The 21826-nt window shown below is 72.7% G+C and carries 1 protein-coding gene; it reads right to left on the bottom strand.

The window, feature by feature from the left end; genetic code table 11:
* Nucleotides 1-3 precede the first annotated feature (3 nt).
* The gene (locus tag JOM49_RS14180) at nt 4-21822 is read right to left on the bottom strand and encodes a type I polyketide synthase (RefSeq protein ID WP_209664758.1); all 21819 of its coding nucleotides are present in this window, start codon (nt 21820-21822) and stop codon (nt 4-6) included.
* Nucleotides 21823-21826: the final 4 nt, after the last annotated feature.

The following is a 21826-nucleotide window of genomic DNA, read 5'->3' as shown; positions in this document are numbered from 1 at the left end:
CTATCAGCGGTCAGCCGAGCCGCGGCCTAGTTCGTTGTCGATGAAGGCCAGCACCTCGTCGGTGCTCGCCGCGTGGATCCGCTCCGCCACCGGGGCCGCCTCTTCGGCCTTGCCCGCGCCGCCGACCTGGGCGAGCAGGTTCCGCAGCCGCGCGGCCACGCCCGCCCTCGCCAGTTCGCCCGCGTCGCTGGCCGAGAGCGCGCTCTCCAGCCGGTCGAGTTCCGCGAGCAGCGAGGGGCCCTCGTCGGGTGCCGTGCCGAGCAGTTCGGCCACCAGGAACTCGGCGAGCGCGGTGGGCGTCGGGTAGTCGAAGACCAGCGTGGCGGGCAGCACCGCGCCGGTCGCCGCGGCGAGGCTGTTGCGCAGCTCCACCGCCGTCAGCGAGTCGAAACCGAGCTGGCGGAACTCGCGGTCCGGCTCGATCGCGTCGGCCGAGGCGTGCCCGAGCACCACCGAAGCGTGCGTGCGCACCAGGTCCATCACGAACCGGACGCGCTCGTTCTCCCGCATCCCGGTCAGGCGCTGCGCCAGTCCGGCCCCGCCACCGGCGCGGCCACCCGCGGTCCGGCGGCCGGTCCGCACCAGGCCACGCAGGATCGGCGCGATCGGCGCGTCGGACCGGGCGTTGCCGGTCCGCACCCGTAGCGGCACCAGTACGGCGTCGTCGCGGGCGGTCGCCGCGTCGAACAGGGCCAGGCCCTGCGCCAGCGACAGCGGCGGGGTGATCGAGCGCTCCATGCGCTCCACCGCGCCCGCGTCCAGGCCGCTGGTCATGCCGCCGTCCTGGGTCCACGGGCCCCACGCCAGCGAGGTGGCCGGCAGGCCGAGGTCCCGGCGGTGGCGGGCCAGGGTGTCGAGGAAGACGTTCGCCGCGGCGTAGTTGCCCTGACCGGCGCTGCCCAGCACCCCGGAAACCGAGGAGTAGAGGACGAACGCGGCCAGGCCGAGGTCCTTCGTGGCCTCGTGCAGGTGCCAGGCGCCGTCGACCTTCGGCCGCATCACCGTGTCCAGGCGCTCCGGGGTGAGCGAGGCGACCACACCGTCGTCGAGCACACCGGCGGTGTGGATCACCGCGGTCAGGTCCCCGGAGATGCCCGCGAGCAGCGCGTCCACCGAAGCCCGGTCGGCCACGTCGCAGGCCACCACGTCGACGTCCGCGCCGTGGGCGGTCAGCTCGGCACGCAGTTCGAGCGCGCCGGGCGCGTCCTGGCCACGCCGCGAGGTGAGCACCAGGTGCCGCACCCCCCGTTCGCCGACCAGGTGACGGGCCAGTTCCGCGCCGAGGCCGCCGGTGCCACCGGTGACCAGCACGGTGCCTTCGGGATCCCAGTCAGCCGCCGGGGTCCCTTCGGCGGCCCTGGCCAGCCTGCCCACGCGTGGCGTGCCGTCGCGGACGACCACCTGCGACTCACCGGAGGCGAGCAGCGCGGGCAGCATCGGCAGCAGGTCCAGCGAATGGTCCTCGCCGTCCACGTCCACCAGCAGGAAGCTGCCGGGGTTCTCGGACTGGGCGGTGCGCACCAGGCCCCAGACCGGCGCGGCGGTCAGGTCACCACCACCGCGGGTCACGAAGAGCACGCGGGAGCGGGCGAACCGGCTGTCCGCCAGGTACTCCTGCACGATCCCGAGCACGCGCCCGGTGATCTCGCGGACCAGCTGCGGCACGTCACCCTCGGAACCACCGGTCACCGGCACGAGCACCAGGTCCGGCACGCCGTCCGATTCGGCGATCGTGTCCACAAGGGACTCCGCCGCCGCGGAGACGTCGAACCCGGCGGACTTCACCGCGGCCCCGACCCCGAGCTCGTCGGCGCCGACCACGGCCCAGCGGCTGCCTTCCGGCACCGGCGCCAGTTCGGCGGGCACCGGCACCCAGTCGACGGCCAGCAGGGCTTCCTGTTGCGTGCTCACGGTTTCGCGGGCGGCGACCAGCGGGTGCATGGCGAGCGATTCGACCGAGAAGACCGGAGCGCCTTCGCCGTCGGCCGCGGCCAGGGAGACCGAGTCGCGGCCGGTCCGCTTGAGCTTGACCCGCAGCACCGTGGCACCCGAGGCGTGCAGCGACAACCCGCTCCACGCCGCGGGCGAGAGCCCGGCGTCCAGACCGTCCACATCGGCCAGATCGACCGCCTGGACCGCGGTGGCCAGCAGCGCCGGGTGCAGCCCGAAGTAGGCCGCGTCGGCCAGGTCTTCCGGCAGTTCGACCTCGGCGTACACCTCGTCGCCGGAGAGCCAAGCCTCCTTGAGGCCGCGGAAGGTCGCGCCGAACTCCGAGTCGTCGTACCAGTCGGCGAGGTCCACGGCCTCGGCACCGGCGGGCGGCCATTCGGCGGGGAACTCGGCGATCCGCTCGCCGGTGGTCAGCACCCCGGTGGCGTGCGTGGTCCAGGTCTCCACCGACGTGCTGGCGTCGGCGGGACGCGAGTAGATCTCGACGGCCCGGCGGCCTTGCTCGTCAGCGGCCCGGACCCAGACCTGCAGCGCGACCGCGTCGCGTTCGCCCAGCACCAGCGGGGTGGTCACGGTCAGCTCCTCGACCCGGTCGCAGCCGACCTGGTCGGCGGCACGGATCGCGACCTCGGCGAACCCGGTCTCCGGGAAGGTGGCCACGCCGTGCACCACGTGCTCGGAGATCCACGGCAGGGCCGAGGGCGCGATCCGGCTGGTGAACACCACCCCGTCGGAACCGGCCACCGGCATCGCCGCGCCGAGCAGCGGGTGCTCGGCGGCGACCAGCCCGATGTCACCGACGTCGCCGCGGCGCGCGCCGGCCGTGGTCGGCCAGAAGTCCTCGTGCTGGAAGGCGTAGGCGGGCAGGTCGACGCGGCGGGCACCGGTCCCGGCGAACAGCGGCCGCCAGTCCACGCCGACGCCGCTCACGTGCAGCTTCGCCAGCGCGGTCAGTGCCGCCGTCTCCTCGTCGCGGTCCTTGCGGCACACCGGCACCAGTACCGCGTCCGGCGCGGACTCGGCCGCCATCGCGGTGAGCACCCCGTCCGGGCCCAGCTCCAGGAACGCCGTGACGCCCGCCTCGGTCATCGTCCGGACGCCGTCGGCGAACCGCACGGTGTCCCGCACGTGCCGCACCCAGTACTCCGGTGAGGTCACGTCCCCGCTGGTCACCACCTTCAGCCGCGGCTCGGCGAGGGTCAGCCCCGCCACCACGGCACGGAAGTCGTCCAGCATCGGGTTCATCAACGGTGAGTGGAACGCATGGCTGACCGGCAAACGCCTAGACTTGGCGAACTTCGCGGCCACCGCCTCGGCGGCTTCCTCGTCACCGGCGATCACCAGCGACCGCGGCCCGTTGACCGCCGCGATCGAAACGCCCTCGGGGAGCGTGAGTTCGTCCTCGGTGGCCTGGATCGCGATCATCGCTCCCACCCGTCGCCCACCACCCCCCTCAACGGAGTCGCTGCGCGACGCTGTCTCAACTCCGGGCAACGCCTGCATCAAGCTGGCGCGCGCGTTGACCAGCTTGCACGCGTCCTCCAGCGAGAACACGCCGGCGACGTGCGCGGCGGCGACCTCGCCGATGGAGTGCCCGGCCAGGTAGTCGGGCCTGATGCCCCACGACTCGACCAGCCGGAACAACGCCACTTCGACGGCGAACAACGCGGGCTGCGCGAAACCGGTCTGGTTCAGCGCTTCCTGGTCCTCGCCCCACATCACGTCCCGCACCCGCGGGTCCAGCTGCGCGAGCACCGCGTCGAGCACGTCGGCGAAGACCTCGAACCGGGCGTGCAGTTCGCGGCCCATGCCGATCCGCTGCGAACCCTGGCCGGAGAACAACACGCCGAGCGAGCGTTCGGTGGCCGATCCGCGTGCCACCTCGGTCAGTCCGTCCTGAGTGGACAGCAGGACCGCGCGGTGGTCCAGGTTCGCCCGGCCGGTCACCAGCGAGTAGCCGGTGTCCAGCGGGTTCTCCTCGACCGCGCGGACGCGGTCGAGCTGGGCGTCCAGCGCGGACCGGGTGCGGGCGGACACCGGCAGCGGGACCACCGACGGCGCCACCCGTGCCTGCTCGATCACCTGCGCCTGCGGTGGCGCCTGCTCCAGGATCACGTGGGCGTTCGTGCCGCTGATGCCGAAGGACGACACCCCGGCGCGGTAGGGCCGGTCGACCTCGGGCCATTCGCGCGGCGCGGTCAGCAGCGACACCGCACCCGAGGTCCAGTCCACATGGGACGACGGGCGAGTCACGTGCATGGTCCGCGGCAGCACGCCGTGCTGCATGGCCAGCACCATCTTGATCACCCCGGCGACACCGGCGGCGGCCTGCGTGTGGCCCAGGTTCGACTTCACCGAACCCAGCCACAGCGGTTCGTTCCGGTTGCGGCCGTAGGTCGCCAGCAGCGCCTGCGCCTCGATCGGGTCACCCAGCGCGGTCCCCGTGCCGTGGGCTTCCACAGCGTCCACATCGGACGCTTGCAGGCCCGCCGAAGCCAGCGCCTGGCGGATGACCCGCTGCTGCGAGGGACCGTTGGGCGCGGTGAGCCCGTTGGACGCGCCGTCCTGGTTGATCGCGCTACCGCGGACCACGGCCAGGATCTTGTGCCCGTTGCGTTCCGCGTCCGACAGCCGCTCGACCACCAGCACACCGACGCCCTCGGACCAGCCCGTGCCGTCCGCGCCGTCGGCGAACGCCTTGGACCGGCCGTCCTGCGCGAGCCCGCCCTGCCGGTCGAACCCGCCGAAGCTGGACGGCGTGGTCATCACCGTGACGCCGCTGGCCAGCGCCAGCGAGCATTCGCCGTCCCGCAGTGCCTTGGCCGCGAAGTGCAGTGCCACCAGGGAAGACGAGCACGCGGTGTCGACGGTGACCGCCGGGCCTTCGAAGCCGAAGGTGTAGGACAGGCGCCCGGAGATCACGCTGGCCGAGGTGCCGGTCCCGGCGTGGCCCTCCATGTCGTCCTGCGAGCGCATCACCAGGTGCTGGTAGTCCTGCCCGTTGGTGCCGACGTAGACGCCGGTCCGGCTGCCGCGCAACGAGGTCGGGTCGATGCCGGCGCGCTCGATCGCCTCCCAGGTGCTCTCCAGCAGGAGCCGCTGCTGCGGGTCCATCGCCACCGCTTCACGCGGGGAGATGCCGAAGAACGAGGCGTCGAACCCGGCCACCCCGGGCAGGAAGCCACCGCGGCCGGTCGCGCCGCTGGACGGGCCGTCGCCGGTGAGCCAGTCGCTCTCCCAGCCGCGGTCCTCGGGGAACTCGCTGATCGCGTCGCCGCCTTCGACCAGCAGCTGCCACAGGTCTTCCGGCGTGTCGACGCCACCGGGGAACCGGCAGCTCAGGCCGACGATGACCACCGGTTCGTCGGTGACCTCCGCCGCGGCGGCAGGCTCGTCGAGCATGGAGCCCTCGCCGAGCAGTTCGGACAGCAGGTATTCGGCGAGCACCTGCGGGGTCGGGTAGTCGAACACCAGGCTCGCGGGCAGCGTCAGCCCGGTCAGCGCGGCGAGCTGGTTGCGCAGCTCGACCGCGGTGAGCGAGTCGAAACCGAGGTCGCGGAACGCCTTGTCGACGCTGACCGCTTCCTTGCCGGAGTGCCCGAGCACCTCGGCGGCGCGGGTGCGCACCAGGTCCAGCACCGGCTCGACCCGCTGCTCACCGCTCAGGCCACGCAGGCTGCGCTGCAGTTCGGACGCGGCGGAGGCGGCCTCGCGGCGCTCGGTCTCCACTTCGTCGAGCACGCGCCGGGCTTCGGGCAGCTCGGACAGCAGCGGGCTGGGCCGCATGCTCAGCAGGCCGTGCAGGAGCTGCGGCTGCCGCAGTTCGGCGACCACCGTGGTGGCCGACGCGTCGGCGGCGGCCTGCCACAGCGCGGTGATCGCCAGCTCCGGGTCGAGTGTGGCGGCCCCGGCGCGCTGCATCGCGTCGCCGGTCTTGCCCTGGTCGGCCATCCCGCCGCCGGCCCAGGCACCCCAGGCGATCGAGGTGGCGGGCAGGCCGCGGTCGCGGCGCTGCTGGGCGAGGGCGTCGAGGACCGCGTTGGCCGCGGCGTAGTTGCCCTGCCCCGGGTTGCCGACCGCGCCGGCGACCGAGGAGAACAACACGAACGCGGCCAGGTCGCGGTCGCGGGTCAGCTCGTCGAGCACCTGGGCCGACGTGACCTTGGCCGCGAAAACGGCCTCGAAGCGTTCGGGCGTCAGGCTTTCCAGGACACCGTCGTCGAGCACACCGGCCGTGTGGACGACCGCGGTCAGGTCCGGGAGCCCGTCGAGCAAGGCTGCCACCGCGTCGCGGTCCGCCACGTCGCAGGCCTCGATGGTGACCTCGGTGCCCAGCGCGGCCAGTTCGTCGCGCAGTTCGGTGGCGCCCGGCGCGGCCGGACCCCGGCGGCTGACCAGCACCAGCCGGTCGATGCCCCGGCGGGCCAGGTCACGCGCCACCCGCGCACCCAGCGCGCCGGTGCCACCGGTGATCAGCGCGGTCCCGGTCGGCTCCCAGATGGCGCGCTCGCCCGAAGCCGCGATCAGGCGGCGGCCGAACACCCCGTGCGGCCGGACGGCCACCTGGTCCTCGGTCCCGGCGAACACCGCGGGCAACCGGCGCAGCACGCGGTCGTCCAGCTTCTCCGGCAGGTCGAGCAGGCCGCCCCAGCGCTGCGGCTGCTCCAGCGCGGCGACCCGGCCGAGGCCCCAGACGGCGGCCTGGTCGGCGTGCAGCACCGGGTCGGTGCGCCCGATCGACACGGCACCGCGGGTGACCGCCCACACCGGCGCGAGCACCCCGGCGTCGCCGAGCGCCTGGAGCAGGGTGGCGGTCTCGGTGACCCCGACCAGCGAAAGCACGCGACTGGCCGTGATCCCGGCCAGTCGCCCGGCCAGCGTCGCGCGATCGGTGACCTCAACACGGGTCACGTCGTCGCCGAGTGAGCCGATCAGGGCGCCGGTCCAGATGTCGTCGGTGTTGTCGATGGTGTCGGCGGGCACGGCGACCAGCCAGCTACCGGACAGCCCGGCGTCCGCGGGCGTGAGCTGCTGCCACTCCTCGCGGAACAACCAGGAATCCACAGTGGACTGCGCGTGCCTGCGGGTGCGCCAAGCGGAGAGCGCGGGCACCACGGTGGACACCGTGTCGTTGTCCAGTTCCAGCGTTTCGGCCAGGGTTTCCAGGTCCTCGCGTTCGACCGCGGCCCAGAAAGCCTGGTCGACCGGGTCCTGCCCGGCGCTGAACCGGGTGCCGAAGCCGCCGCCCTCGACCCAGTAGTCCTCGTGCTGGAAGGCGTACGTCGGCAGGTCGACCTGCTGTGCGCCGGTGCCGTCGAACCAGGCGGCCCAGTCGACCCGCACCCCGGCGACGTGCAGCCGGGCCAGTGCGGTGAGCAGCGCGGTCTCTTCGTCGCGGTCCTTGCGCAGGGCCGGGACGGCCAGCTCGGCGACCGCGGCGGCCATGGCCGAGAGCGTGCTGTCGGGCCCCAGCTCGAAGTACGCCGACTCGGCGTTCAGGTGGTCGGCGAAGCGCACGGTTTCCCGCACGTGCCGGACCCAGTAGTCCACAGTGGTCACATCGCCGGACATCGGGATGGTCGGCTCGTGGAAGGTCAGACCCTCGATGGCGGCCCGGAAATCGTCCAGCATCGGGTCCATGAGCGGCGAGTGGAAGGCGTGCGAGACCTTCAGGCGCGTGGTCTTCTCGAAGCCCTCCGCGATGGCCAGCACCGCGGCTTCCTCACCGGCGATGACCACCGAATCGGGACCGTTGACCGCGGCGATCGAGACACCCTCGGTCAGGGTGATCTCATCCTCGCGGGCCTTGATCGCCACCATGGCCCCACCGGTCGGCAGCGCCTGCATGAGCCGCGCACGAGCCTCGATGAGCGTGCACGCGTCTTCGAGCGAAAGCACCCCGGCCACATGCGCGGCCGCGATTTCGCCGATGGAGTGCCCAGCCAGCGCGTCCGGCTTGATCCCCCACGACTCGACCAACCGGAACAACGCCACTTCCAGCGCGAACAACGCGGGCTGCGCGTTCCCGGTCTGGTTCAGCGCGTCGGCGTCCTCGCCCCACATGACGTCACGGACGTCCAGATACTCGAACACCTCGTCCAACGCCGCCCGGAACACCGGGAACCGCTCGTACAGTTCACGGCCCATGCCGAGCCGCTGCGAACCCTGACCGGCGAACAGCAGCGTGAGCTTGCGGGTGCTCGCGGTACCCCGGGCGACCTCGGTTCCGCCGACCAGCACCGCCCGGTGCTCGAAGCGGGAACGGCCGACGGCCAGCGAGTAGCCGATATCGACGGGAGAGCCGCTCAGCGTCCGGACGCGTCCGAGCTGGTCGTCCAGCGCGGCTTCGGATTTCGCGGAGACCAGCCACGGCACCACGGCCGGGGTGAACGTGGGCTCCGGCACAGCGGTTTCGGTGACCGGCGCCTGCTCCAGGATGATGTGCGCGTTCGTGCCGCTGATGCCGAACGACGAGATCCCGGCGCGGTAGGGCCGGTCGACCTCGGGCCATTCCCGCGGCGCGGTCAGCAGCGAGACCTTGCCGGCGTTCCAGTCCACATGGGACGACGGCTGCTCGACGTGCAGCGTGCGCGGCAGCACCCCGTGCTGGAGCGCCATGACCATCTTGATCACGCCGGCCACCCCGGCGGCGGCCTGCGTGTGGCCCAGGTTCGACTTCACCGAACCCAGCCACAGCGGCTCGTCCCGGTTGCGGCCGTACGTCGCCAGCAACGCCTGCGCTTCGATCGGGTCACCCAGCGCGGTCCCGGTCCCGTGTGCCTCCACCGCGTCGACGTCCGAAGTGGACAGACCGGCGGTGGCGAGCGCCTGCCGGATCACGCGTTGCTGCGAAGGACCGTTGGGCGCGGTCAGCCCGTTGGACGCGCCGTCCTGGTTGATCGCCGAACCCTTGACGACCGCCAGCACCTTGTGCCCGTGGCGCTGCGCATCGGATAGCCGCTCGACCACCAGCACACCGACGCCCTCGGACCAGCCCGTGCCGTCCGCGCCGTCGGCGAACGCCTTGCAGCGGCCGTCCTGCGCGAGCCCGCCCTGACGGGAGAACTCCATGAACATGCCCGGCGTGGCCATCACCGTCACACCACCGGCCAGCGCCAGCGAGCATTCCCCGTTGCGCAGCGCCTGCGCGGCGAAGTGCAGCGCCACCAACGAAGACGAGCACGCGGTGTCGACGGTGACCGCCGGGCCTTCCAGCCCGAAGGTGTAGGACAGACGGCCGGAGATCACGCTGGCCGAGGTACCGGTTCCGGCGTGGCCCTCCATGCTTTCCTGCGCGCCCATGACCAGCTGCGAGTAGTCCTGGCCGCTCGTGCCGACGTACACGCCGGTCCGGCTGCCCCGCAGCGAACCCGGGTCGATGCCCGCGCGCTCGATCGCCTCCCACGAGGTCTCCAGGAGCAACCGCTGCTGCGGGTCCATCGCGACCGCTTCACGCGGGGAGATCCCGAAGAAGCCGGGGTCGAACCCGGCGACCCCGGGCAGGAAGCCGCCCTGGCCGGTGACGCTGCTGCCGGGACCGCCGCCCGCGAGCCACTCCAGGTCCCAGCCGCGGTCGTCGGGGAAGCCGCTGATCGCGTCCCGCCCGTCGACCAGCAGCTCCCACAGGTCCTCCGGCGAGTTGATGCCGCCGGGGAAGCGGCAGCTCAGGCCGACGATCACGATCGGCTCGTCGTCCACCTTCGCCAGTGCCGGTGCCTCGTCCACGGGCTCGTCGTCACCGAAGCCGGCGCCGAACAGATCCGTGTTCAGGAAGTCCGCGAGCACCAGCGGCGTCGGGTAGTCGAAGACCAGCGTCGCGGGCAGGCTCATGCCGGTGGCCTGGCCGAGGCGGTTGCGCAGTTCGACCGCGGTCAGCGAGTCGAAGCCCAGCTGGCGGAAGTCGCGTTCGGTGTCCACCGCGTCGGTCGAGTCGTGGCCGAGCACGGCCGCGGCCTCGGTGCGGACCAGCTCGACGAGCGCTTTGACCCGCTCCTCGCGGCCCAGGCCCTCCAGCTTCCGCAGCGCGCCGCTGTTGCGCCCGCCGGCGGCGGCCTTGCGACGGCCCGTGGTCATCAGGCCGCGCAGCATCGGCGGCACCGCGAACGGCGCCGCGTTCGAGCTGGTGACGATGCTGGCCGGCACGACCAGCGGCTCGTCGACGGTGATCGCCGCGTCGAACAACGCCAGGCCGAGTTCCACCGACAGCGCCGGGGTGCCCGCGCGGGCCATCCGCTCCAGCGCGGCGGCGTCCATGTCGCTCGCCATCCCGGCACCGGCCCAGGCACCCCACGCCAGCGAGGACGCGGGCAGGCCCTCGGCCCGCCGCTGGGTGGCGAGCGCGTCGAGGTAGCTGTTGGCCGCCGCGTAGTTGCCCTGACCGGCCGCGCCCATCACGCCGGAAATCGAGGAGTAGAGCACGAAATCGGCGAGGTCGAGGTCACGGGTCAGCTCGTGCAGGTGCCAGGCGGCGTCCACCTTGGGCCGCAGCACCTTGCTGATCCGGTCCGGGGTGAGCGAGCCGACCACGCCGTCGTCGAGCACCCCGGCCGTGTGCACCACGGCGGTCAGCGGGTGCTCGGCGGGAATGCCCGCGAGCAGTCCGGCGACCGACTCGCGGTCGGCGGCGTCGCAGGCCACCACGTCGACGTCGGCGCCGTGGGCGATCAGCTCGGCCTGCAGTTCGACCGCGCCCGGTGCGTCCGGGCCACGGCGGCTGGTCAGCAGCAAGCGGCGGACTCCGCGACTGCCCACCAGGTGCCGCGCCAGTTCCGCGCCGAGGCCGCCGGTGCCACCGGTGATCAGCACGGTGCCCTCGGGCGCCCACTGGCCGGGCACGGTCAGCACGATCTTGCCGATGTGCTGGGCGCGGCTCATGAACCGGAACGCGTCCTTGGCGCGGCGCACGTCCCAGGTGCGGATCGGCAGCGGCTCGATGGCGCCGCTCGCGAACAGCGCCTTGAGCTCGTCGTGCATCTGCTGGACCCGGTCCAGCTCCACCCAGCCGAGGTCGAAGGCCTGGTAGGCGATGCCCGGCAGGCTCGCCGGGTCACGCAGGTCGGTCTTGCCCATCTCCAGGAACCGGCCGCCCTCGCCGAGCAACCGCAGCGACGCGTCGATCAGCTCGCCGGTCAGCGCGTTGAGCACCACGTCGACCTGCGGGAACTTCGCTTCGAAGGAAGCGTCACGCGAGGACGCGATGTGGTCGTCGTCGAGCCCGAGGCCGCGCAGGGTGTCCCATTTGCCCTCGCTGGCGGTCGCGTAGACCTCCGCGCCGAGGTGCCGGGCCAGCTGGATGGCCGCCATGCCGACGCCACCGGCACCGGCGTGCACCAGCACCTTCTCCCCCGGCCGGACCGAGGCCAGGTCGTGCAGCGCGTACCAGGCGGTGAGGAACACCAGCGGGTAGGAGGCACCGGCTTCGAACGACCAGTCCTCCGGCAGCTTCGTCAGGAACCGCTCGTCGACCACGCCCTCCGGGCCGAACCCGCCGAACAGCATGCCCATCACCCAGTCCCCGGGCTGGAGGCCGACCACGTCCGGGCCGGTCTGGACCACGACCCCGGCGGCCTCGGCACCGAACACCCCCGCCTCACCCGGGTACATGCCCAGCGCGTTCAGCACGTCGCGGAAGTTCAGGCCCGCCGCGCGGATCGCCACGCGCACCTGGCGCTCGGCCAGCGGCTCCAGCAGGTCGGGGCAGGGCGCGAGGATCAACTCGTCCAGGCTGCCCTTGTTTGCCGTGGCCAGGCGCCACGGCGTGTGCTCCGGCGGCACCAGCGCCGGGCTGGCCGAAAGCCGGGCCAAGCGGCCGAGGTGCGCCGATCCGGCCCGCAACGCGAGCTGGGTCTCCCCGAGTTCGAGCAGTTCGGTGAGGTTGTTCAGCACGGCCGCGGATTCGGCCGTGTCGTCGAGGTCGGCGAGCAGGAAGCGGCCGGGGTTCTCCGCCTGCGCCGAGCGCACCAGGCCCCAGACCGCCGCGGCGGCCAGGTCGCGGACCGCTTCACCGGCGACCGCGGTCGCGCCCCTGGTCACCACCACGAGCGGCTTGCCGGACTCGTCCGCCAGCGCGTCGCGGACGACTTCCTGCGCGCGGGCGGTCAGCTCGTGCACGGCTTCGACGCCGTCGGAACCGGCGAACTGCACCAGGAGCGCGTCGGCCTCATCGGGTTCGGCGGTCGCGGTGAGACCGAACAGGTCCTCGCCCAGCAGCGCCCACTTCGCGGCGGGCCGGTCGGCGGCGAGTTCGGCCGGGGACCAGTCGACCACGAACAGCGAGTCTCCGACCCGGCCCTGCTGCCGGGGTGCCTCGTCGACCGAGGAGTGCCGCAGCGACAGGGATTCCACCGAAAGCACCGGCGCGCCTTCGACGTCGACCGCGGTCACCGACATCGAATCGGTGCCCGTGCGGGAAAGCCGGACGCGCAGCACCGAAGCGCCCACCGCGTGCAGCGACGCGCCGTGCCAGGCGAACGGCAGGCCGTGGTCCTCCTCGTCGAAGAAGACGATGGCGTGCAGGGCGGCGTCCAGCAGCGCCGGGTGCAGCCCGTAGGCGGCCGCGTCCTCGACGTGCTCCGGCAGTTCGACCTCGGCGTAGACCGCGGATTCGGTGCGCCAGACCGCTTTCAGGCCCTGGAACACCGGCCCGTAGCTGAGCCCGCCCTGCTCGGCGAGGCGGTCGTAGTGGCCGTCCAGGTCGACCGGCTCGGCCCCGGCGGGCGGCCATTCGTCGATGCGCTCGGCCTCGGATTCGCTGTTGCTCAGGGTGCCGCCGACGTGGTGCGTCCACTCGCGGCCGGTGCCGTCGGCGGGCTGCGCGTACACGCCGACCTCGCGGCGGCCGTGCTCGTCGACCTCGCCGACGCGGACCTGCACCGCGACACCCGAGCGGTCGTCGAAGGCCAGCGGCACCATCAGTGCCAGCCCCTCGACGCGGTCGCAGCCCACCAGGTCGCCCGCGCGGATGACCAGGTCCAGGAAACCGGTGCCGGGGAAGACCACCCGGCCACCGACCTGGTGGTCGGCCAGCCACGGGTGCGTGTTCAGCGCGAGCCTGCCGGTGAGCACGATTTCGTCCGACCCCGCGACCGCCATCGCGGCGGTCAGCAGCGGGTGCTTGGTGGAGAACAGGCCCAGCCCGGCGACGTCCCCGGCACGCCCGCCGGTCGCCATCGACGGCCAGCACCTCTCGTGCTGGAAGGCGTAGGTCGGCAGGTCGACGCGGCGGGCGCCGGTGCCGGTGAACCAGCTCTTCCAGTCCACCGGGACGCCGTTGACGTGCAGTTTCGCCAGTGCGGTCAGCGCGGCGGCCTCTTCGGGCCGGTCCTTGCGCAGCACCGGCACGACCACCGCGTCCGGCGCCGACTCGGCGACCATCGCGGACAGCACCCCGTCGGGGCCGAGCTCCAGGAAGACGCCGACGCGCTCGGCGGCCAGGGTGGACACCGCGTCGGCGAACCGCACGGTGTCGCGGACGTGCCGCACCCAGTACTCGGGCGAGGTCACGTCGCCGCTGGTGATCACCGGGACCCGCGGCTCGTTGAAGGTCAGGCCCTCGATGGCCGCGCGGAACTCGTCCAGCATCGGGTCCATCAGCGGCGAGTGGAACGCGTGGGAAACCTTGAGCCGCGAGGTCTTCTCGAAGCCTTCGGCGATGGCCAGCACCGCTGCCTCGTCACCGGCGATGACCACCGACGACGGCCCGTTGACCGCCGCGATCGACACCCCTTCGGTGAGCAGCGGGGTGACCTGCGCTTCGGTGGCGCGTATCGCCACCATGGCTCCCCCGGCCGGGAGCGCCTGCATCAGCTTCGACCTGGCCGTGACCAGCGTGCACGCGTCTTCCAGCGAAAGCACCCCGGCGACGTGCGCGGCGGCGATCTCGCCGATCGAGTGGCCCGCGAGGAACCGCGGCTTGACGCCCCACGACTCGACCAGCCGGTAGAGCGCCACTTCGATGGCGAACAACGCGGGCTGGGTGTAGCCGGTGGTGTTCAGCCGGTCGGCCGACCCGCCCCACATCACCTCGCGCACATCCGGGTCCAGGCCCGCGAGTACGCCGTCCAACGCCTCGGCGAACACCGGGTACCGGGCGTGCAGTTCGCGGCCCATGCCGAGCCGCTGCGAACCCTGGCCGGAGAACAACACGGCCAGCGGGCGCTCGGCCGCGGTACCCCTGGCGACCTCGGTCACGCCGTCCTTTGTGGACAGCAGGACCGCGCGGTGCTCGAGTTCGGTGCGCGTGGTGACCAGCGAGTACCCGGTGTCCAGCGCGGAGTTGCCGCCCAGGAAGGCGCGGATGCGCTCCAGCTGGCCGTCGACCGCCTCCGGGGTCTTCGCCGAGACCACCAGCGGCACGAGCTCCGGCTCGTCCCGCTCGGGCAGTTCGGCCTCGACCACCGGCGTGTGCTCGAAGATCACGTGCGCGTTGGTGCCGCTCAGGCTGAACGACGAGACCCCAGCGCGGCGGGCGCGGTTCACCTCCGGCCATTCGGTGGCCTCGGTGACCAGCTCCACCGCACCGGCGTTCCAGTCCACATGGGACGTCGGCTGGGCCACGTGCAGCGTCTTCGGCACCACGCCGTGCCGCAGCGCCAGCACGGTCTTGATCACCCCGGCGACCCCGGCGGCGGCCTGCGTGTGCCCCAGGTTCGACTTCACCGACCCGAGCAGCAGCGGGCGTTCGCGGTCTTGGCCGTAGGTGGCCAGCAAAGCCTGCGCCTCGATCGGGTCGCCCAGCTTGGTGCCGGTGCCGTGGGCTTCGACAACGTCCACATCGGACGCGGCGAGCCCGGCGCCGGCCAGCGCGGCCCGGATGACCCGGCGCTGCGACGGCCCGTTCGGCGCGGTCAGCCCGTTCGAGGCGCCGTCCTGGTTGACCGCGCTGCCGCGCAGCGTGGCGAGCACCTGGTGGCCGTGGCGGCGGGCCTCGGACAGGCGTTCCAGCACCAGCACACCGACGCCCTCGGACCAGCTCGTGCCACTGGCGTCGTCGGAGAAGGCGCGGCACCGGCCGTCCGGCGCGAGCCCGCCCTGCGCGGTGAACCCGGCGAAGCTCATCGGCGTGCTCATCACCGCGACGCCACCGACCAGCGCCAGCGAGCTTTCCCCGGTGCGCAGCGACTGCGCGGCCAGGTGCAGCGCGGTCAGCGACGAGGAGCAGGCGGTGTCGATGGTCAGCGACGGGCCGACGAAACCGAAGCTGTAGGAGACGCGGCCGGAGATGACCGCGGCGGCGAGACCGGTGCTGGCGTGGCCTTCCAGGTCCTCGTTGGCCCGCAGCACCACGTTCGTGTAGTCCTGCCCGCCGGTGCCGATGAACACGCCGGTCTGCGAGCCGCGCAGGTCGGCGGCGTCGATCCCGGCGCGCTCGATGGCCTCCCAGGACACCTCCAGCACCAGGCGCTGCTGCGGGTCCATCGCCTTGGCCTCACGGGGCGAGATGCCGAAGAAGCCGGTGTCGAACCCGGCCATGTCGGCCAGGAAGCCGCCCTTCGCGCCCTCGGTGCCGCCGGTCGGGTCGGACTCCCAGCCGCGGTCCGGCGGGAAGTCGGTGATCGCGTCCCCGCCGTCGAGGAGGAACTGCCAGAGGTCCTCCGGCGAGTCGATGCCACCGGGGAACCGGCAGCTCATGCCGACGATCACCACCGGGTCGTCGGCCGTGCCCACCGCTTGTGGCGCGATCTCGGTCAGCTCGGCGGCCTCGCCGACCAGTTCGTCCAGCAGGTATTCGGCCAGCACGCGCGGGGTCGGGTAGTCGAAGACCAGCGTGGCGGGCAGGGTCATGCCGGTGGCCGAGCCGAGGCGGTTGCGCAGTTCCACCGCGGTCAGCGAGTCGAAACCGAGCTGGCGGAACTCGCGGTCGACACCGATCGCCTCTGGCGAGCTGTGCCCGAGCACGGCTGCCGCTTCGGTGCGCATCATCTCGGTCAGGTGCCGGATCCGCTCGTCCTCCGGCATGCCGAGCAGTTGCTGAGCCAAGCCCTCGCCGCCGCTGGTGCCGCTGGCCGCAGTGCGGCGGCCGGTTCGCATCAGGCCACGCAGCAGCGCGGGCACGTGGCCCTGCGCCGGTCCGGCCTGGCCCGCGCCGCCGTTGAGCGCCACGAGCAGCGGCTCGTCGCAGCCGATCGCCGCGTCGAACAGGGCCAGGCCCTGCTCGACCGACAGCGGGTTCGTGGACTCGCTCATCCGCCGCATGTCGGCGTCGCTGACCGTGGCGGTCATGCCGATCTCCGGCGTCCACGCGCCCCACGCCACCGAGGTCGCCGCCAGTCCTTCGCTGCGACGGCGGTGGGCCAGCGCGTCCAGCCACACGTTCGCGGCCGAGTAGTTCGCCTGCCCGGCGCTGCCCATCACCCCGGAAACCGAGGAGTAGAGCACGAAACCGGCCAGGTCGAGGCCCCGCGTCAGCTCGTGCAGGTGCCAGGCGGCGTCCACCTTCGGCCGCAGCACGGTGTCCAGGCGCTCGGGCGTCATCGAGCCGACAATGCCGTCGTCGAGCACCCCGGCGGTGTGCACCACGGCGGTGAGCGGGTGTTCGGCGGGCACGGTCTTGAGCAGGCTTTCGAGCGCGTCGCGATCGGCGACATCGCAGGCGGCGATGGTGACGCTGGCGCCCGCCTCGATCAGCTCGTCCCGCAGTTCCACCGCCCCGGCCGCGTTCTCGCCGCTGCGGCTGACCAGCAGCAGGTTGCGCATGCCGCGGGTGGTGACCAGGTGACGCGCGAGCACCCCGCCCAGACCGCCGGTGCCACCGGTGATCAGCACCGTGCCGTCGGGGTCCCAGCCCGGCGGCACGGTCAGCACGATCTTGCCGATGTGCTGGGCGCGGCTCATGAACCGGAAGGCGTCCCGCGAGCGGCGCACGTCCCAGCTGACGATCGGCAGCGGCCGGATCGACCCGGCGGCGAACAGCTCCTTCAGCTCGGCCAGCATGGCGCCGATCCGGTCCGGGTCCACCCAGCCGAGGTCGAACGCCTGGTAGCGGACCTCGGGCAGGCTTTCCGGATCACGCAGGTCGGTCTTGCCCATTTCCAGGAAGCGCCCGCCCGGCACGAGCAGCCGCAGCGAGGCGTCGATGAACTCCCCTGCCAGCGCGTTGAGCACCACGTCGACCTGCGGGAACTTCGCTTCGAAGTCCAGCGAGCGCGAGGAGGCGATGTGGTCCTCGTCGAGGCCGAGCGAGCGCAGGGTGTCCCACTTGCCCTCGCTGGCGGTCGCGAAGACCTCCGCGCCGAGGTGCTGCGCGAGCTGGACCGCGGCCATGCCGACGCCACCGGCACCGGCGTGCACCAGCACCTTCTCGCCCGGCTGGAGGTCGGCGAGGTCGACCAGCGCGTAGTAGGCGGTGAGGAAGACCAGCGGGATCGAGGCGCCGGTCTCGAAGGAGAACTCCTCGGGCAGCTTGGTCAGCAGGCGTTCGTCGACCACGCCCAGCGGGCCCATGCCGCCGAACAGCATGCCCATCACACGGTCGCCCGGCCGCAGCCCGGTGACCTCGGGGCCGGTCTCGAGCACCACACCGGCGGCCTCGGAGCCGAACAGGCCCGCGTCGCCGGGGTACATGCCCAGCGCGTTCAGCACGTCGCGGAAGTTCAGGCCCGCCGCGCGGACGGCGATCCGGACCTGACGGCCCTCCACCGGGTCCAGCAGCTGCGGGGCGGGTGCCAGGGTGAGGCCGTCGAGGCTGCCCTTGCGCCCGCTGTCCAGGCGCCACGGCACGCCGACCGGTGGCACCAGCGCGGTACCGGCTGCCAGCCGCGCGAGCCGTCCCACGTGCAGTTCCCCGTCGCGCGCGGCGATCTGGGTCTCGCCGTTGGCGCGCAACGCGGGCAGGGTGCCCAGTACGTCGGTCTCCGCCTGGTCGAGGTCGAGCAGCAGCAGGCGGCCGGGGTTCTCCGACTGGGCCGTGCGCACCAGGCCCCACACCGCGGCGGCGGGCAGGTCGTCCACGTTCTCGTCCCCGGCGGCGACCGCGCCCCGGGTGACCACGACGAGGCAGGAGTCGCCGAAGCGCTGGTCCGCCAGCCAGTCCTGGACGGTGCCGAGCACGCGGGCGGTCAGCTCGTGAACGGCTTCGGCGCCGTCGCTCTCGCTCGCCACGGGCCAGAGCACCATGCCCGGCACGCCGCCGGACAGCTCAGCCAGTTCAGCCAATTCACTGAGTGAAGCCACGCGGGAGCCCCCGGTCGCGGCAACAGCGGCACCCAGGGCCGCTTCCCCGACGCCGAGCACGGCCCATCGGGTGTCCTCTGTGGACTTGGCGCCGGGCTGGGTGACCCAGTCCAGGCGGAAAAGAGAGTCCTGCTCGCTCTGCGCGCGAGCGGTCGACTCGGCCGTCGCCGAACGCAGCGCGAGGGATTCCACAGACAGCACGGGCTCGCCCTGGACGTCGACGGCGGTCACCGAGATCGCGTCGTCCGCCGTGGCGGCCAGGCGCACGCGCAACGTCGAGGCGCCGGAAGCGTGCTGCGAGACCCCGCTCCACGAGAACGGCAGCAGGCCGCTGTCCTCGCGGTCCGGGTGCACGAAAAGGCTGGCGTGCAGGGCGGAATCGAGCAGCGCCGGGTGCACGCCGAACTCACCGGCGTCCTCGACGCTGTCCGGCAACGCGACTTCGGCGAAGATCTCGCCGTCTCCCTGCCACACGGCCTTGACGCCCTGGAACACCGGTCCGTAGGTCAGCCCGGTCTCGGCGAACCGCTCGTAGAACCCGTCCAGGTCCAGCGCCTGCGCCCCGGCGGGCGGCCATTCGGCGGCGTCGAAGGGGGCGACGGCGGCACCGTCGCTGAGCGAGCCGCTGGCGTGCTGTACCCACGACTCGGCGTTGCCGTGCTGCGAGTGCACGCTGATCGGGCGACGGCCGGCGGCGTCGGGCGAACCGACCCACACCTGCACGGTCACCGAGGTCTTCTCGGCGAGCACCAGCGGGACCACGAGGGTCAGTTCGTGCACGCGATCGCAGCCGACCTGGTCGGCGGCACGCAGGGCGAGTTCGAGGAAACCGGTGCCCGGGAACAGGACCGCGCCACCGACGGCGTGGTCGGCCAGCCACGGGTGGCTCTCCAGCGACAGCCTGCCGGTCATGATCAGCTCGCCGGAACCGGCCACCGTGGTGGCCGCGCCGAGCAGCGGGTGTTCCGCGGAATCCAGGCCCAGCCCGGAGATGTCGCCGGAACGCACGGACACCGACGGCCAGTACTTCTCGTGCTGGAAGGCGTAGGTCGGCAGCGCCACGCGACGGGCGCCGGTGCCGTCGAGCACCGCGCTCCAGTCCACCGTGACGCCGCTGACGTGCAGTTTGCCCAGCGCGCCGAGGATCGCGGCTTCCTCACCGCGGTCCTTGCGCAGCGCCGGGGCCACGGGCAGGTCCGCGCTTTGCTGCGCCAGCCCGGACAGCGCGCCGTCCGGTCCGAGTTCCAGCAGCACCCCGGCACCGGCGGCGGCCAGCGCCCGCACCCCGTCGGCGAAGCGGACGGCTTCGCGCACGTGCCGCACCCAGTAGTCCGCCGAGCGCAGTTCGTTCGCGGTGGCGAGTTCGCCGGTCAGGTTGGAGACCACCGGGATAGTGGGTTCGGCGTAGGCGACGCCCTCGGCGAACCGGCGGAAGTCCTCGAGCATCGGGTCCATCAGCGGCGAGTGGAACGCGTGGCTCACCTTCAGCCGCGTGGTCCGCTCGAAGCCTTCGGCGATGGCCAGCACGGCGGCCTCGTCACCGGCGATGACCACGGACGACGGCCCGTTGATCGCGGCGATCGAGACGCCTTCGGTGAGCAGCGGGGTGATCTCGTCCTCGGTGGCCTTGATCGCCACCATCGCTCCCCCGGCCGGAAGGGCCTGCATGAGGCGCGCACGAGCGGCGACCAGCCCGGCGGCGTCCTCCAGCGAGAACACCCCCGCGACATGGGCGGCCGCGATCTCGCCGATGGAGTGCCCGGTGACGAAATCCGGGGCCAGGCCCCAGGATTCGGCCAGCCGGAACAGCGCCACCTCGATGGCGAACAACGCGGGCTGCGTCCAGCCGGTCTGGTTCAGCAGTTCGGCGTCGTCACCCCAGACGACGTCCCGCAGCGAGCCTTCGAGGTGCCGGTCCAGTTCGGCGAGCACCTCGTCGAAGGCGGTGGCGAAGGCCGGGAAACGGGCGTACAGCTCGCGGCCCATGCCGATCCGCTGCGCGCCCTGCCCGGAGAACAGCACCCCCAGCTTGGCGCGCCCGTTGACCTCACCGGTCACCACGCCCGGCGCGGTCCCGTTCTCGACCCACGCCGAAAGCGACCCGCGCAGTTCCTCCAGGCTCCCGCCGACCACGGCGAGCCGGTGCTCGAAGCTGGTCCGGGTGGTGGCCAGCGACAGCGCCAGGTCCACCGGTCGTTCCGAGTCCACAAAGGACAACAGCGAGGACACCTGGGCACGCAGCGCCGACGGCGTCCGCCCGGCCAGCACCCACGGCACCACAGCGGGCGCGGGGACGTCGGACAGTGCTTCAACGGTGATCGGCGGGGCCTGCTCGATGATCGCGTGCGCGTTGGTGCCGCTGACCCCGAACGAGGACACGGCCGCGCGGTACGCCCGGCCGGTCTCCGGCCACGCCGTGGCCTCGGTGAGCAGCCGGACCGCGCCGGTGGTCCAGTCGACGTGGGTGGACGGCTTGGCCACGTGCAGGGTCTTCGGCACCAGGTCGTGCCGCATGGCCATGACCATCTTGATCACCCCGGCCACGCCAGCCGCCGCCTGCGTGTGCCCGAGGTTCGACTTGATCGAACCGAGCAGCAGCGGGTGTTCGCGGTTCTGGCCGTAGGTGGCGAGCAGGCTGCGCGCCTCGATCGGGTCACCCAGCGGGGTGCCGGTGCCGTGGGCTTCCACTACGTCCACGTCGGCCGGTGCCAGGCCGCAGCGGTCCAGCGCCTGCCGGATCACGCGCTGCTGCGCGCGGCCGTTGGGCGCGGTGAAACCGTTCGACTCGCCGTCGGAGTTGACCGCGGAACCCCGCACCACGGCGAGCACCTCGTGCCCGTTGCGCTGCGCGTCCGACAGCCGCTCCAGCACCAGCAGGCCGACGCCCTCGGACCAGCCGGTGCCGTCGGCGTCGTCGGAGAACGCCTTGCAGCGGCCGTCGCGCGCGAGCCCGCCCTGACGGCTGAACTCCACCAGCGAACCCGGGGTGGCCATGATGTTCACGCCGCCCGCCAGCGCCAGCGAGCATTCGCCGTTGCGCAGCGCGTGCGCGGCCAGGTGCAGGGCCACCAGCGAGGACGAGCACGCGGTGTCCACGGTGACGCTCGGGCCTTCGAGGCCCAGTTCGTAGGAGACGCGGCCGGACATCGCGCTGGCCGCGATGCCGGTGCCGATGTCCCCGGTGGCGTCGGCCACCGAGCGGACCATCAGGTGCGAGTAGTCCTGCCCGTTGGTGCCGACGAACATGCCGGTCCGGCTGCCGCGCAGCTTCGACGGGTCGATCCCGGCCCGCTCGATGGCCTCCCAGGTGGTCTCCAGCAGCAGGCGCTGCTGGGGGTCCATGGTGACCGCCTCACGCGGGGAGATGCCGAAGAAGCCGGGGTCGAAGTCGGCCACGCCCGGCAGGAACCCGCCCTGCAGGCTCATGCTGGTGCCGCGCTCGTCGGTCTCGGCGGAAGCCAGTGACTCGGTGTCCCAGCCACGGCCGGCGGGGAAGCCGGAGATGGCGTCGCCGCCCGAGGCGACCAGCTCCCACAACGACTCGGGCGAGTCGATGCCGCCGGGGAAGCGGCAGCTCATCGCCACGATCGCGATCGGCTCCGAAGCGGCGGCCACCAGTTCGCGATTCTGCCGGCGCAGCCGCTCGGCGTCCTTCATCGCGACCCGGAGCGCTTCGACAACCTTCTCGTTGGGCGCGTTCATGCTC

This window comes from Amycolatopsis magusensis, assembly GCF_017875555.1.
Taxonomy (GTDB): domain Bacteria; phylum Actinomycetota; class Actinomycetes; order Mycobacteriales; family Pseudonocardiaceae; genus Amycolatopsis; species Amycolatopsis magusensis.
This window is presented reverse-complemented; position numbering and strand designations above follow the sequence as displayed.

Excerpts from the sequence above, each read along its gene's own strand:
- JOM49_RS14180 (WP_209664758.1), bottom strand. The coding sequence starts at position 21,822 with ATGAACGCGCCCAACGAGAAGGTTGTCGAAGCGCTCCGGGTCGCGATG.